At 60.9% G+C, this 13569-nt stretch carries 15 protein-coding genes; 5 read left to right on the top strand and 10 right to left on the bottom strand.

The window, feature by feature from the left end; all coding sequences use genetic code 11:
• The first annotated feature begins 229 nt into the window (after nt 1-229).
• Nucleotides 230-2095, top strand: coding sequence for a polysaccharide biosynthesis protein (locus ACYQ3M_RS10400; RefSeq protein WP_460036016.1), 1866 nt, complete (start codon nt 230-232; stop codon nt 2093-2095).
• Here ACYQ3M_RS10400 and ACYQ3M_RS10395 read toward each other — a convergent pair.
• Nucleotides 2092-2811 (bottom strand): YggS family pyridoxal phosphate-dependent enzyme, encoded by a 720-nt coding sequence (locus ACYQ3M_RS10395; RefSeq protein WP_460036048.1) that lies wholly within the window; start codon nt 2809-2811, stop codon nt 2092-2094. The genes ACYQ3M_RS10400 and ACYQ3M_RS10395 overlap by 4 nt on opposite strands.
• Here ACYQ3M_RS10395 and ACYQ3M_RS10390 point away from each other — a divergent pair.
• A complete protein-coding gene (locus tag ACYQ3M_RS10390) occupies nt 2810-3844 on the top strand; it encodes a type IV pilus twitching motility protein PilT (RefSeq protein ID WP_460036015.1) in 1035 nt (344 codons plus the stop codon). The two genes, ACYQ3M_RS10395 and ACYQ3M_RS10390, sit on opposite strands and share 2 nt — an antisense overlap.
• A gap of 9 nt (nt 3845-3853) precedes the next feature.
• Nucleotides 3854-4969 (top strand): PilT/PilU family type 4a pilus ATPase, encoded by a 1116-nt coding sequence (locus tag ACYQ3M_RS10385; RefSeq protein ID WP_460036014.1) that lies wholly within the window; start codon nt 3854-3856, stop codon nt 4967-4969.
• Here the strand turns inward: ACYQ3M_RS10385 and ACYQ3M_RS10380 are convergent.
• Genes ACYQ3M_RS10380 through gshB form a run of 7 tightly spaced genes read right to left on the bottom strand, consistent with a single transcriptional unit; the run spans nt 4966 to nt 10467 of the window.
• Nucleotides 4966-6240, bottom strand: a complete 1275-nt coding sequence (locus tag ACYQ3M_RS10380; RefSeq protein ID WP_460036013.1) for a dihydroorotase — start codon at nt 6238-6240, stop codon at nt 4966-4968. The genes ACYQ3M_RS10385 and ACYQ3M_RS10380 overlap by 4 nt on opposite strands.
• Nucleotides 6237-7190, bottom strand: a complete 954-nt coding sequence (locus ACYQ3M_RS10375) for an aspartate carbamoyltransferase catalytic subunit (protein WP_460036012.1) — start codon at nt 7188-7190, stop codon at nt 6237-6239. Before ACYQ3M_RS10375 ends, ACYQ3M_RS10380 begins: the two co-directional genes overlap by 4 nt.
• Nucleotides 7191-7199: 9 nt before the next feature.
• Entirely contained in the window at nt 7200-7709 is a 510-nt protein-coding gene (pyrR, locus tag ACYQ3M_RS10370) for a bifunctional pyr operon transcriptional regulator/uracil phosphoribosyltransferase PyrR (protein ID WP_460036011.1), read from the bottom strand.
• A complete protein-coding gene (gene ruvX, locus ACYQ3M_RS10365; protein ID WP_460036010.1) occupies nt 7706-8128 on the bottom strand; it encodes a Holliday junction resolvase RuvX in 423 nt (140 codons plus the stop codon). Before ruvX ends, pyrR begins: the two co-directional genes overlap by 4 nt.
• Nucleotides 8121-8687 (bottom strand): YqgE/AlgH family protein, encoded by a 567-nt coding sequence (locus ACYQ3M_RS10360; RefSeq protein WP_460036009.1) that lies wholly within the window; start codon nt 8685-8687, stop codon nt 8121-8123. The genes ruvX and ACYQ3M_RS10360 overlap by 8 nt, the downstream gene beginning before the upstream one ends.
• A gap of 17 nt (nt 8688-8704) precedes the next feature.
• The gene (locus ACYQ3M_RS10355) at nt 8705-9496 is read right to left on the bottom strand and encodes an energy transducer TonB (protein WP_460036008.1); all 792 of its coding nucleotides are present in this window, start codon (nt 9494-9496) and stop codon (nt 8705-8707) included.
• A gap of 5 nt (nt 9497-9501) precedes the next feature.
• Nucleotides 9502-10467 (bottom strand): glutathione synthase, encoded by a 966-nt coding sequence (gene gshB / locus ACYQ3M_RS10350; protein WP_460036007.1) that lies wholly within the window; start codon nt 10465-10467, stop codon nt 9502-9504.
• 126 nt (nt 10468-10593) lie between these two features.
• Here gshB and rpmB point away from each other — a divergent pair, with 126 nt between their 5' ends.
• Together rpmB and rpmG are read left to right on the top strand one after the other, a co-directional pair.
• Entirely contained in the window at nt 10594-10830 is a 237-nt protein-coding gene (gene rpmB, locus ACYQ3M_RS10345; protein WP_460036006.1) for a 50S ribosomal protein L28, read from the top strand.
• Between the two features lie 12 nt (nt 10831-10842).
• Nucleotides 10843-10998 (top strand): 50S ribosomal protein L33, encoded by a 156-nt coding sequence (gene rpmG / locus ACYQ3M_RS10340; RefSeq protein WP_460036005.1) that lies wholly within the window; start codon nt 10843-10845, stop codon nt 10996-10998.
• 4 nt (nt 10999-11002) lie between these two features.
• Here rpmG and ACYQ3M_RS10335 read toward each other — a convergent pair whose 3' ends face one another.
• Nucleotides 11003-12826 carry a cyclic nucleotide-binding domain-containing protein gene (locus tag ACYQ3M_RS10335; protein WP_460036004.1) on the bottom strand — a complete coding sequence of 608 codons (1824 nt, stop codon included), beginning with the start codon at nt 12824-12826 and terminating at the stop codon, nt 11003-11005.
• Nucleotides 12827-12926: 100 nt separating this feature from the next.
• Nucleotides 12927-13569, bottom strand: a 643-nt coding sequence (locus tag ACYQ3M_RS10330) for a class II fructose-bisphosphate aldolase (protein WP_460036003.1), incomplete at its 5' end; no start/stop codon positions are given.

The raw sequence follows: 13569 nt of genomic DNA, 5'->3' as shown, positions 1-13569 counted from the left end.
GAGTTGTTGAGTTTGCAACCATCCCTTAAACCATAGCCAGTTCGTCCTAAACCTTGGCCGCTTTTGCTTTTTGCGCAAAAGCAACAGCCACCCGGAGAATAATCCTAGCAGACAACTTTCCGCGAAACAAATGTTTTGCCATAATGGTTGCAACTTCTCTTTAGCCGGCTTGAGCCTTTAGGCCGCAGGGCGTTGCCGCGGTGACTGTAGCAAATAAACAACGGGTATTATGAACGGCGCACTCGCCAAACTCCGCACCCCGCTTTTGGTATTGCTGCACGATCTTTTTCTCATCCCCTGGGCGTGGCTTGGGGCTTATTGGCTGCGCTTTAATCTCGAACCGCTCCCTGAAGAAGTATTCTGGCAAAGCGTGCGCTTTTTGCCTTGGGTGGTAGCGATTCAGGGCGCAAGCTTTTATTACTTTCGGCTGTACCGCAGCCTCTGGCGCTTTGCCTCGCTGCCCGACCTCATCCAGATCGCCAAGGCGGTGTTGGTGGGGAGCGCTTCGATCACCTGCCTTGGGTTTTTCTACGACCGCCTCGAATCGATTCCCCGCTCGGTGCCCATCCTCTACGCCACTTTGCTGCCGATCCTCATCGGCACCCCAAGGTTGCTTTACCGGGCGTGGAAAGACCAGGTCACGACCCTGCTGACCGGCAAGCGCGCTTTGATCGTCGGCGCCGGCCGCGCCGGCGAGATGTTGGTGCGGGAATTGCTCAAGTCCCCCAATCCCGAGTACCGGCCGGTGGTGCTGGTGGACGACGACCCCCAGAAAAAGGGGCGGGAGATCCGCGGCCTGCGGGTCGCCGGAGGATGCCACAAGATTCCCAAACTGGTGGCCAAGCACCGCATCGACGTCGTTCTCATCGCGATTCCTTCCGCCACCGACCGGCAAATGCGCCGCATCGTCGAATACTGCGAGCAGGCGGAGGTTCCGTTTTTGACCTTGCCCTCGCTAAAGGAGAGCCTGTTTTATCGCTCCGCCGGCATAGACCTGAGAGAAGTGTCGATCGAAGACCTGCTCGGGCGCGAGCCGGCCCAATTGGATTGGCACGCCATCCACACCCACTTGTGCCGCAAAACCGTCATGGTGACCGGCGCAGGCGGCTCGATCGGCTCCGAACTGTGCCGGCAGCTGGCCTCCATGCCGGTGGAACGGCTGATCCTGTTTGAGGTGTGCGAATACAACCTGTTCCGGATCGAGAACAATCTGCGGCAGTGCTTTCCTAACCTTTCCATCGTCCCGATCCTGGGAAACATCACCGATTCCACCTCGGTCCGCCAAGCGATGACGACCCACCGTCCCCAGATCGTGTTCCACGCCGCCGCCTACAAGCACGTGCCGCTTTTGGAAAGCCAGCTGCGCGAGGCGGTGCACAACAACTGCCTAGGCACCCGCATCGTCGCCGAGGCGGCGATCGAAGCCGAAGTGGAGGAATTCGTCCTGATCTCCACCGACAAGGCGGTCAATCCCTGCAACGTCATGGGCGCCACCAAGCGGGCCGCGGAAATGATCTGCCAGAGCCTAGACAGCGTTGGCCCCACACGGTTCCTCACCGTCCGGTTCGGCAACGTCCTCGATTCGGCCGGCAGCGTGGTGCCCTTGTTCCGCGAGCAAATCCGAAGAGGCGGCCCGATTACCGTCACCCACCCGGAAATCAGCCGCTACTTTATGACCATTCCCGAAGCCTGCCAGCTGATCATGCAGGCGGCCGCCGCCGGCAAAGGCGGGGAGATTTTCGTCTTGGACATGGGCGAGCCGATCAAAATCCGTTACTTGGCCGAACAGATGATCCGCTTGAGCGGCAAACGCCCCGGCATCGACATCGAGATCCGCTACACGGGCCTGCGCCCCGGGGAAAAACTCAACGAGGAGTTGTTCTACGCCGATGAAAACTTGATTCCCACCGGACACCGCAAGCTGCTTTTGGCCTATTCGCGCCCTTGCGATCCCAGGATCATCGCCAAGCTCCTCGATCAGATCGCCAAGGCTTGCCAAGCCCACGACGAAGAGCAACTTTTGGTCTTGCTGCGCACCTTGGTTCCGGAATATCGCCCGCAGCTCGCCTTAGAACGCCGTCTGACTTCGGCTTAACGCGGCCCAAACAACGCCGAACCGACTCGAACCAGGGTTGCCCCTTCCACGATCGCCGCCTCCAGGTCGGCCGACATCCCCATCGACAAAGTATCAAGGCCCAGGTCGGCACACGCCTCGAACAATTCCCGCAAGCGCCGAAACGGCGCGCGCTGGGCCGCAAAATCCTCGGCCGGCGCCGGAATCGCCATCAGCCCGCGCAGGCGAAGGCGCGGCAGAGCGAGGACCGCTTCGGCCAATTCCCGCACCTCTTCCGGCCGGATCCCGGCTTTGCTTGCCTCACCGCTGATGTTGACCTGCAGGCAAACGTTCAATGGCGGCAGGAAGTCTGGCCGCTGCTCGCTCAGGCGCCTGGCCACTTTTAGCCGATCGACGCTGTGCACCCAATGAAAGCAGGAAGCGATGGCGCGCGTCTTGTTGGCTTGGATCGGCCCGATAAAGTGCCAGGTGATGTCCAAGTGGGCAAGCGCCTTTTGTTTGGCCAGCGCCTCCTGCAGGTAATTCTCGCCGAAGTGGCGGATCCCGGCCCGATACGCTTGCAGCAACACTTCGGGCGGGTGGGTTTTGCCCACCGCGACTAAAGTCACGCCGTCCGCGCGCCCAGCCTGCCTTAGGGCCTCCTGAATCCTCCGCCGGAGCGCGGCAAGCCGCGACGAAAGGCTGCCTTGGGCTGTTCTATACTTTAAAATTGCCGTACAACTCTCGGGAGCGACCATGGACATCGCTGAACTTTTAGCCTTTGCCGTCAAAAACAACGCCTCGGACCTGCACCTGTCGGCGGGGCTGCCGCCGATGATCCGGGTGGACGGGGACATCCGCCGGATCAATATCCCTCCCCTGGAGCACAAGGAGGTCCACGCGCTGATTTACGATATCATGAACGACAAGCAACGCCGAGACTACGAGGAATTCCTGGAGACCGACTTCTCCTTTGAACTTCCTGGAATTGCTCGCTTCCGCGTCAACGCCTTTCATCAGGATCGCGGCGCGGCAGCGGTCTTCCGCACCATCCCCTCCAAGGTCTTGACTCTGGACGAGCTGGGCTGCCCGCCGATCTTCCGCGAGCTCACGCAAAAACCGCGCGGCCTGATCCTGGTCACCGGTCCCACAGGATCGGGGAAATCGACCACGCTCGCGGCGATGATCGATTACATCAACTCCAACAATTACTCGCACATCTTGACCATCGAGGACCCGATCGAGTTCGTCCACCAGAGCAAGAAATCCCTGATCAACCAGCGCGAGGTCCACCGCGACACCCAAAGTTTCAACGCCGCTTTGCGTTCGGCCCTGCGCGAGGACCCGGACGTGATCCTGGTGGGCGAAATGCGCGATCTGGAAACCATTCGCCTGGCGCTGACCGCCGCCGAGACCGGACACTTGGTGTTCGGCACCCTGCACACCACTTCGGCGGCCAAGACCATCGACCGCATCATCGACGTCTTCCCGGCGGAGGAAAAAGACATGGTCCGCGCGATGCTGTCGGAATCGCTGCAGGCGGTGATCGCCCAGACCTTGCTCAAAAAGGTCGGCGGCGGGCGCACCGCGGCCTGGGAGATCATGGTCGGCACTCCGGCGATCCGCAACCTCATCCGCGAAAACAAAGTGGCGCAGATGTACTCGGCGATCCAGACCGGGCGCAAGGACGGGATGCAGACCTTGGACCAGCACCTTATGGAGCTGGTGGAAAAAGGCGTCGTCTCGCGTCAGGCGGCCCGCCTCAAAGCGGTCAACAAAGCCGCCTTTTAGGAGCGCGTTATGAACGTCGAATCCCTGCTCACCCTGATGGTCCACAAGAAAGCCTCGGACCTGTTCGTCACCGCGGGCTTTCCCCCGAGCCTCAAAGTCAACGGCAAGCTGGAACCGTTGAGCGCCAGTCCTTTAAGCGACGCCCAAGCCAGGGAGCTGGTCTTGAGCACCATGAACGCGCGCCAGCGGGATGAATTCGAGAACGCGCGCGAGTGCAACTTCGCCATCGCCTTGAAGGACCTGGCCAGGTTCCGCGTCAGCGCCTATTATCAGCGCAACACCCCGGCGATGGTCATCCGCCGCATCCAGGATTACATCCCCGACATCGAAGAGCTGAACCTGCCGCCCATCCTGAAAGACCTGGCGATGACCAAGCGGGGACTCATCTTATTCGTCGGCGCCACCGGCACCGGCAAATCGACTTCTTTGGCGGCCATGCTCAAGTACCGCAACCACAACAGCTCCGGCCACATCATCACCATCGAGGACCCGATCGAGTACACCCACAAGCACGCCGGCTGCATCGTCACCCAGCGCGAGGTCGGAACCGATACCGAATCCTACGAAGTGGCGCTCAAAAACACCCTGCGCCAGGCCCCGGACGTGATCCTGATCGGCGAGGTGCGAACCCGCGAGACTATGCAGCACGCCCTCACCTTCGCCGAAACCGGCCATCTGTGCCTGACCACCCTGCACGCCAACAACGCCAACCAGGCACTCGACCGGATTTTGCACTTTTTCCCCGAGGACATGCACCGCCAGCTGTTCATGGATTTGTCCTTAAACCTCAAAGCCATTATCGCCCAGCAACTCATCCGCCGCATCGACGGACAAGGGCGCTATCCGGCGGTGGAAATCCTGATCAACACTCCGCTCGCGGCGGACTTGATCCGCAAAGGCGAGGTTCACCAGCTCAAAGAGCTGATGAAGCGCTCGCGCGAACACGGGATGCAGACCTTCGACCAATGCCTGTACGATCTTTACCGACAAGGCAAGATCAGCTACGAAGACGCCCTCGCCGCGGCCGATTCACGCAACGAGGTGCGCCTGATGATCAAGCTCGGCGCCGACGCCTCCGACAAGTACCAGGGCTTAGACCAAATGCGGCTGGTGGAGGACGACTAAGCCCGCCAAACCACGCGCCCCTCGACCAGGGTATAGCGCACCTGGCCTTTGAGCGTCTTTCCCCAAAACGGGGTGTTGCGGCCGCGGCTGAGCCAGGTGCGCTCAGCCACCGTCCACGGCGCTTTAGGATCAAATACGCACAGGTCCGCCGGCGCCCCGGGGGCAAGGCGGCCGCCCGGCAACCCCAAAATCCTTGCCGGCCCTAAAGTCAGCCGGGCGATCGCGGCGGGCAAGGGCAATACCCCCTCCTCCACCAGCCTCAAGGTCAGCGGCAACAAGGTTTCCAGCGCGGAGATTCCCGGTTCGGTGGCGGCAAACACGTTGCGCTTGGCGTCTTCCTCGTGCGGCTGGTGGTCGGAGCAGATCGCCGCGATCGTCCCCTCCGCCACCGCTTGGCGCAGGCCCTCGCGATCGGCGGCGGAACGCAAAGGAGGCAGGACGTGCGCCATAGGATCAAAGCCCTCCAGCGCGCTCTCGGTCAGATGCAACTGGTGCGCCGCCACGTCGCCGCTCACCGGCAAGCCCGCCCGCTGCGCCTCGGCGATCATGGCCGCCGCGCGCGCGGTGCTCAAACAGGTGAAGTGGACCCGGGTACGGCATTCTTCCACCAAAGCCAGGATTTGCGCCACCACCAGCGTCTCGGCGCTGACCGGAATGCCCGCCAGTCCCAAGCGGGTGGCGACTTCCCCTTCGTGCGCGCAGCCTAAGGCGCTAAGATGCGGATCTTGGGGCCGGACGATGACGCAAAGATCGTAGGTCCCGGCGTATTCCAGCGCCCGCCGCCAGATCAGAGCATTGGCCAAAGGCCGGTAGCCTGAGCTCACCGCCGGGCAACCGGCGCGCTTGAGCGCGCCCATTTCACTCAAAGCGATTCCTTGCAAACCGCGGCTTAAGGCGCCGATGGCGAGCACTTTGGCCGTGCCGGCAGCGAGCGCGCGTTCGCGGATGAGCTCCACCACCGCCGGGGTATCGATGACCGGATCGGTCTCGGGCGAACAGCAAAGCACAGTCACCCCCGCCTTGACCGCAGCTAAGGTCTCGCTCGCGATCGTCGCCTTGTGCTCGTACCCGGGTTCGCGTAAGTAAGCCGAAAGATCGATAAAGCCGGGACTGACGACGGCGCCGCTCGCATCCAGCACCTCGTCGGCCTGAAAGCCCAACGGCGCCTCCCCAACCGCCACGATTTGGCCCTCGGCCACAAACACCCCCCCCGCGGTCAGAGTCTCGCTCTGCGGATCCAACCATTGACCGCCTACGATCGCAATCCTCATCCGGCCCTCCCCATGACCAATGCCATGACCGCCATGCGGACGGCAATGCCGTGGCTGACCTGCTCTAGAATCACCGAATGCACCCCGTCGGCCACCTCCGAAGCGATCTCCACGCCCCGGTTGATCGGCCCGGGGTGCATGACCAGGCAATCGGGTTTGGCGCGCGCAAGGCGCGCCGAAGTCAGACCAAAACTCCGATAATACTCGTGCTCGCTCGGGATGAACGCCCCTTGCATGCGCTCTTTCTGCAGGCGCAGCATGAGGATCACATCCACGCCTTCGATCCCGGCCTCCAGCTCGCAATACGGGACTACCCCCAAGCTTTCCACCGCCTTAGGCAGCAGCGTGCGCGGCGCCACCACTCGGATCTCGGGCACCCCTAAGGTTTTCAAAGCGTGGATCTGCGAGCGCGCCACCCGCGAATGCAGGATATCGCCGACGATCGCCACTTTCAGCGAAGCGAAATCGGGCTTGTGGCGGCGAATGGTGAAAACGTCCAAAAGCGCCTGGGTGGGATGGGCGTGGCGGCCGTCGCCGGCGTTGATCACGCATACCTCCGGGGCCACGTGGCGGGCGATGAAGTGCGCCGCCCCCGAGTCGGGATGGCGCACCACGAACATGTCCACAGACATCGCCTCTAGGTTGCGGATAGTATCGAGCAGGCTTTCCCCTTTGGCGGTCGCCGAAACCTGGACGTTCAAGTTGAGCACGTCGGCGGACAGGCGCTTGGCGGCCAGTTCAAAGGTAGTGCGGGTGCGCGTGGAGGTCTCAAAGAACAGGTTGACCACGGTCTTGCCGCGCAGCAAGGGAACTTTCTTCACCTTCTGGTAGGTGACACTGCCGAAGGACTCGGCCGTGTCCATGATTTTAAGCAGCCACTCGCGGCTTAGGCCCTCCACCGTCAGAAAATGGCGCAAGCGGCCTTGGCTGTCGAGCTGCAGATCGCTCACCGGCATAGCTCAAGAAGACAATTCCAGGCGCAAGGGTTTTGGACCTTTGAGCTTGATCCGCACGCCCTCCGCTAACTCGATCCGGGCACCTGCGCAATCGGCTTGAATGGGAAGCTCCCTGCCGCCGCGGTCAATCAGCACCCCCAACACGACCTGGCGCGGCCGCCCGTAATCGAACAGCTCGTCGAGCGCCGCGCGGATAGTGCGCCCGGTGTAGAGCACGTCGTCGATCAAGATCACGTCGCGATCTTCGGTGCTGGGCAATTGACTGGGGCGAACTTCAGGATGCATGCCGATGCGGGAAAAATCATCGCGGTAGAAGGAAATGTTCAAGCGGCCGATGGCCTCAGGCGGGTTTCCAAGCCGCCGGCTTAAATCCTCGGCGATCCACACCCCGCCGGTATGGATGCCGACGATCAAGGGATTTTTCAGCCGGCGGGTTTGGATTTGCAGCCGCAGGCAGGCTTCCAAAGCCGCCAGCAAGGCCTCTACGTCCCATTCGATGGCTTCGGTCTTCATTGCTGGTTCAGCCAGGTTTGCAAGATCAACATGGCCGCCACCTGATCGCTGAGCTCCCTAACTTTGCGCCCTTTGAGGTTGGCCTCGTCGAACAGCAAACGGCGCGACTCAAAGCTGGTCAAGTGTTCGTCCACCGCATGCACCGGCAGGAGGTAGCGGCTCTCAAGCTGGCGACAAAACTTGCGCATCAGCGGCGTGATCGGATTGTCCCGACCGTCGGGCTGGCAGGCGATGCCGACGATCAACGCCTGCGGGCGCCAGGTTTCCACCAGGCGGTCGATGGCGGCAAAACGGACCTTGCGCTTCTCCGAACGGATGGTCTCCAAAGGCGTGGCGGTGCCGGTGATCTTCTGCCCAACCGCCACCCCGATCTTGTAGGTGCCGTAATCAAAGCCCAAATAAGTCGCCGATCTATCCATGCCCAACCTGCGCCGACAACAAGTCCAGATCGATTCCAAAGCGTAAAGCCGCCGCCTTCCAACGCTGAGCCGGCGGCAGATCGAACAAAATCGCCCGATCGGCGGGCACGTTGAGCCAAGCGTTCGCAAGGATCTCCTGTTCCAACTGCCCTTTGCCCCAGCCGGCATAACCCAGCGCCACCAGATACCTTTCCGGCCCTTCCCCGGCGGCGATGGCTTCCAAAATGTCGCGCGAGGTAGTCAGGCCGATGTCTTCATCGACCGCCAAGGTTCCCAGCCAATTGCCCACCGGGCTGTGCAAGACAAAGCCGCGCTCGGGTTGCACCGGACCGCCGAGATAAACCGGAACTTCGGCGGCGCGCGGGTCGCCGATCGGAATCTGCATCGACTCCAGAATGCTGCCCAGCCGAATATCCAAAGGCCGGGAAACGACGATGCCTAAAGCCCCCTCGGCGCTGTGCTGGCACAAATAAGTCACGGTATGGGCGAAATTTGGATCCGCCAAAGTGGGCATGGCGATCAGAAATTGCCCGGTCAAATAAGTCACATCCTGAGTCATAGCCTTAGCTCAGTCCGTCAATGATCCATCGCTAGACTGGCCTCGTCGTAGAATTTCCAAGTGCGGGTGATGACGATCGCATCCGCCTGGTTGGCCAATTCCAGCGGAAACGGCGCAAACGGCGCCGCCAGACGCACGATGCGCTGCACTGCCTCGTCTAACACGGGCTGTCCCGAAGAACGGTGAATCTGGATTTTTTTCACCTGACCGTCCTTGCTCACCCAAACGCTGGCCAGAACTGCCCCAGAAAGCCTTTGCCGTCGGGCTTCCTCGGGATAATTCAAATTGCCTACCCGCTCGACCTTCTCCTGCCAGGCGCGTTCGTAAGCTGCCGCGATGTGTTTGTGGGCGTTGATCTGCTGAATCGGCACCACCCGAGCGCTGGGACTAAAAGACGCGGTTTGCGTCGGGACCAGCTCGGCGATCTGCCGCGCCAAAAGCTCGCGGTCCAGATGGGGTGCCTCCATCTGCTTTGCCGGCAAGCGCACCATAGAGCGGGGCTGGGTCAGCGGCTTAGAGGACGCCAAGGTCTGCGGTTTGGGCTGAGGGGGAGCGGCCACCGGTTTAGGTTTAGGGGGAACAGGCTTGGGTTTGGCCGGGCGCGCCGCCTTGCCAGAGCTGTCGGCTTGCGCGCGGTAGTCCACCTGGGTCGGCTTGTCGGCCTTGGGCGCTTCGATCAGCTCGATGTCCAAGGTGCGGTCGAGCTTAGGCGGGTCGGGCAGAGGCACGCGCACCCCGAAGATTATCCCCACGTGGACGGCCCCGGCGAGCAGGCCGGTCACCAGCAGGCGATCGGTCGAATTGCCCACGAACCTCATCGCTTGAGCAAGCCCTCGATTTCGTTCAACAATTGGGCGCTGATGTTGAGCCCAAACAGTTTATCCAATTCCTGAATGCAGGTGGGACTGGTGACGTTAATCTCAGTAAGATAATCCCCGATCACGTCGATGCCGACGAAAATCAACCCCCGTCGGCGCAGCTCCGGCCCCACCTGGGAACAGATCCACAGGTCGCGCTCGCTGAGCGCCCGCCCCTCGGCCCGCCCGCCGGCGGCCAAGTTGCCGCGCACCTCGCCGGCGGCCGGAATCCTAGCCAAGGCGTAAGGCACAGGCTGGCCGTTGATCAGCAGGATGCGCTTGTCGCCTTGGGCGATTTGAGGGAGGTATTTTTGCGCCATCACGAACCGTTGACCCTTGTGGGTCATGGTCTCCAAAATGACGCTGAGGTTGGGGTCCTGGGGGTGGAGATAGAAGATCGATGCCCCTCCCATGCTGTCGAGGGGTTTTAAGATGATCTCGCCCTGCTCGCGGAGAAACTCCCTGAACCTTATGGGGTCGCGCGCGACCAAGGTGGGCGCGCAACAGTGCGGGAACCAGGCGGTGAACAGCTTTTCGTTGGCGTCGCGTAGGGCGCGCGGATGATTGACTACCAAGGTCCCGCGGCTTGCCGCGCACTCGAGCAGGTAGGTGACGTAGATGTATTCCTGATCGAAAGGAGGGTCCTTGCGCATCAGGATTACATCCAGCTCGTCCAAAGGGCGCTCGCACTCGCCTTCGAAAGCATACCAGCTGCGCTCGTCGCGCTGCACGGTAAGGCGGCGCATGCGCGCAAAAGTGCGCCCGTCGCGCAGGTAAAGATCGCTCATCTCCATGTAAAACAGCGCCCAGCCCCGCGCCTTAGCCTCCAGCAACATCGCAAAGGTGCTGTCCTTGCGGATGTTGATCGTTGCGATCGGATCCATCACGACCCCGAGTTCGATCGGGGTTTTCGCTTGCACCATGGCGGCCTGCTTGCTTTTATCGGGTTAACTCAACAACGGTAAATAGTACCATCCTTTTTTGCGCGAACGTTGCGCTTCGGTTAAAATCTGCGTTTTAAATCTATTGGATAGATCGGGGGTCCAATTATGGCAAGAGTATGCCAAGTTACAGGCAAACGTCCCATCGTGGGCAACAACGTCTCCCACGCCAACAACAAGACCAAGCGGCGGTTTCTGCCTAACCTGCACGAACACAAGTTCTGGGTTGAGAGCGAGAACCGCTGGGTGAAGCTTCGGGTCTCTAGCCAAGGCATGCGCATCATCGACAAAAAAGGCATCGATGCGGTGCTGGCCGAGATCCGCCAGCGTGGGGTCAAAATCTAAGAGGGCACGATCATGCGCGAAAAAATCAAACTGGTCTCTACCGCCGGTACCGGCTATTACTACACGACCACGAAAAACAAGCGCACCACCCCGGACAAGCTGGAATTTAAAAAATACGACCCGGTGGTGCGCAAGCACGTGATTTTCAAGGAAGCCAAGATCAAATAATCGGTCACGGAGCAAACAGCTCCTCGGTCTTTGGCGCACGATTTTGCGAATTCTCAGAACGCCTAGGCAGGTAAGCTGCCTGGGCGCACGTCGTTTCTTCCGCCTGCAAAAAGCCGCTCAGCCAAAGGCGACCGGCTTCGGTCTGCAGTCCAATCCCTAGGCTAGCCAAGCTCAACAGGATTCCAACCAACGACCATAACGCCGAGGCAAGTCGACTTTGCGCCGGAGCCGTTGTAGTTTCCGCTTTTGGCAAGCAAAGCGGCAATTGATCCGGATCCACCGCCACCAGTTCCTTGGGCCAAGCCGCGTCCGACGGCCCTTGCCGGTCGGCGAGGAGCTGCTCAAGGCGCTTGCACTCCCGGCGCGCCGCTTCCACTTCCTGACGCATGGCCGCCACGTCCTGATCGGCCTGCTCGCGGACCATCTCCAATTCGGTTCGCAAGGCTTGGATGGCCTCTACGCCCCCTTCGGCTTGAAACGCTTCGCAATATTGGCGAATCACCTCCTCCAGCTCTTCGATCCTCAAGCGCTGCGCGGCGACTTCCGCCTCCAGCGCCTGCTTTGCCTGATCCATCTTCATTAGTTCCTGCCTGAGCGCCGCCGCTTCCTCCTGCGCGGCTTGCGCCGCATCCAGCTCGCGCCGCAGCGCCTGGTTTTCCGCTCGTAAACCCTCAAGCTCTGCCGGAAGGTCCCGGATTTCCCTTTGGATTCTTTCCGGCTGCGCAGCGCTCTGGCCATCGGCAGGCGCCTCTATGAGGATTTCCTCTTCCGCTGGCCCGGCCTCTAACCGGACCTCTTCCCCCACCAGATACGCGACCGGCACCTCAGTTAGCCCACCGGCCAACACCGCCGCCTCAAAGCCAAAGCGCAGCAGCAAGAAAGCAGCCGCCCGACTTTGCTCGCCCCGCTCGCAGACCAGAATATACTTGCGCTGGCGCTGGAGGCTACTTAACTGCATTCGCAGAGAGAAAAACGGAATATTGAGGCTGCCTTTAAGACGACAGCGCCGAAAGCTTTCGGGATCGCGCACGTCCAACCAGTTAGCCCCTTGCTCGATTTCGCGTGCGGCCGATTCGAAATCCAATTCCCGCAACACCGGCTCGACCACTAAGGATAAAAAATCCTCCTTGTCCAAACGCAGCACCACCCCGTCTGTCAGCATGCTCACATCCATCGCCCGGGGTTGGCCCGAAAGCACGGCATCCTCCCCGAACAAATCTCCAGGCTCCAACCGCGCCAGTTGAATCTCGCGCGCGTTGGGGCGCGGCCGGCGGGTTACCTGACACTTGCCGGCGCGCAAAATATACACGCAGTCCCCGAGTTCCCCTTGGGCGATGACCTTATCCCCGCCTTTGAACTCGATCGGCTTAAGGCGCTGGACGAGTTTATGCAGATTGCTCGCCGGAAGGCGTTGGAACACCGGTAACTTGAACAATTTGCTCATCCAGTCGGGGCCGGCTTCGACACTCGCGGCGGACGGAAAAACTTCGTTTTGATCGGCGTGCATAAACGTCAATTGGCTTGGGTCAATACGTAGATACTTGAGCTTGGTCAAGGCGCGGGCGGTTACCTTGCGCGGCACCTGATGCGCGAGCGGAAAGCGGGCAGCGGCGCTCCCGCCCTCGATCCTCTCCAAGACGATGCCATCGGCCTCCAGACCCACCTCCCCTTCGAGCAGGTAGATCCAGTCGGCGTCCTCGCTGCCGCGTTGAAACAAAACCGCACCGACCGCCGCCTCCTCGACCGTCCATCCCACGCGCAAGCGCTGAAAACTCTCCTGCGGCAACCACTGCAAAGGAATCAAGCGCCGCAAATCCTGTTCATCCAACTCGCTTGGCTCCCTAAAAAGCGCCAGGATCTTGCCTTAAAGTCTAGCAAACAAAAAGGGCGTCTTAAGACGCCCTCGTTTGCTTTTCAAGGCGGCCCTTTTAGCGCACTTTCGGGTCCAATTCGCCACTGGCATAGCGCTTGACCATTTCCTCCAGCTGGACCGGCTTGATTTTGGACGCTTTACCTGCACAGCCAAAGGCCTCATAGCGAGCCTTGCAGATCTCCTTCATCGCCTTCGTGGCTACCGTAAAGATTTTCCGCGGATCGAACTCTTTAGGATTTTCCGCCAAAAATTGGCGCATCGCGCCGGTCGCAGCCATGCGCAGGTCGGTGTCGATGTTGACCTTGCGCACCCCGTGGCGGATCCCCTCGATGACTTCTTCTACCGGCACACCATAGGTCTGGCCCATATCGCCGCCATAGCGGTTGATGATCTCCAACCAGTCCTGAGGCACCGAGGAAGAACCGTGCATCACCAGGTGGGTGTCGGGAATCCGGGCGTGGATCTCCTTAATCCGCTCGATGGCCAAGATCTCGCCGGTCGGGGGACGGGTGAACTTGTAGGCGCCGTGGCTGGTACCGATGGCGATGGCCAAAGCGTCGATTTTCGTCCGCTTGACGAAGTCGGCGGCCTGATCCGGGTCGGTCAGGAGCATCTCCTTGGTGAGCTTGCCCTCGGCGCCCACGCCGTCTTCCTTGCCGGCCTGCATGGTTTCCAGCGACCCCAAGCAGCCGAGTTCC

It is taken from the genome of Methylothermus subterraneus (genome assembly GCF_054656915.1).
This window is presented reverse-complemented; position numbering and strand designations above follow the sequence as displayed.

Coding starts and splice junctions, on each gene's coding strand:
- ACYQ3M_RS10400 (WP_460036016.1), top strand. CDS start 230: ATGAACGGCGCACTCGCCAAACTCCGCACCCCGCTTTTGGTATTGCTG.
- ACYQ3M_RS10390 (WP_460036015.1), top strand. CDS start 2,810: ATGGACATCGCTGAACTTTTAGCCTTTGCCGTCAAAAACAACGCCTCG.
- ACYQ3M_RS10395 (WP_460036048.1), bottom strand. CDS start 2,811: ATGGTCGCTCCCGAGAGTTGTACGGCAATTTTAAAGTATAGAACAGCC.
- ACYQ3M_RS10385 (WP_460036014.1), top strand. CDS start 3,854: ATGAACGTCGAATCCCTGCTCACCCTGATGGTCCACAAGAAAGCCTCG.
- ACYQ3M_RS10380 (WP_460036013.1), bottom strand. CDS start 6,240: ATGAGGATTGCGATCGTAGGCGGTCAATGGTTGGATCCGCAGAGCGAG.
- pyrR (WP_460036011.1), bottom strand. CDS start 7,709: ATGAAGACCGAAGCCATCGAATGGGACGTAGAGGCCTTGCTGGCGGCT.
- ruvX (WP_460036010.1), bottom strand. CDS start 8,128: ATGGATAGATCGGCGACTTATTTGGGCTTTGATTACGGCACCTACAAG.
- ACYQ3M_RS10360 (WP_460036009.1), bottom strand. CDS start 8,687: ATGACTCAGGATGTGACTTATTTGACCGGGCAATTTCTGATCGCCATG.
- gshB (WP_460036007.1), bottom strand. CDS start 10,467: ATGGTGCAAGCGAAAACCCCGATCGAACTCGGGGTCGTGATGGATCCG.
- rpmB (WP_460036006.1), top strand. CDS start 10,594: ATGGCAAGAGTATGCCAAGTTACAGGCAAACGTCCCATCGTGGGCAAC.
- rpmG (WP_460036005.1), top strand. CDS start 10,843: ATGCGCGAAAAAATCAAACTGGTCTCTACCGCCGGTACCGGCTATTAC.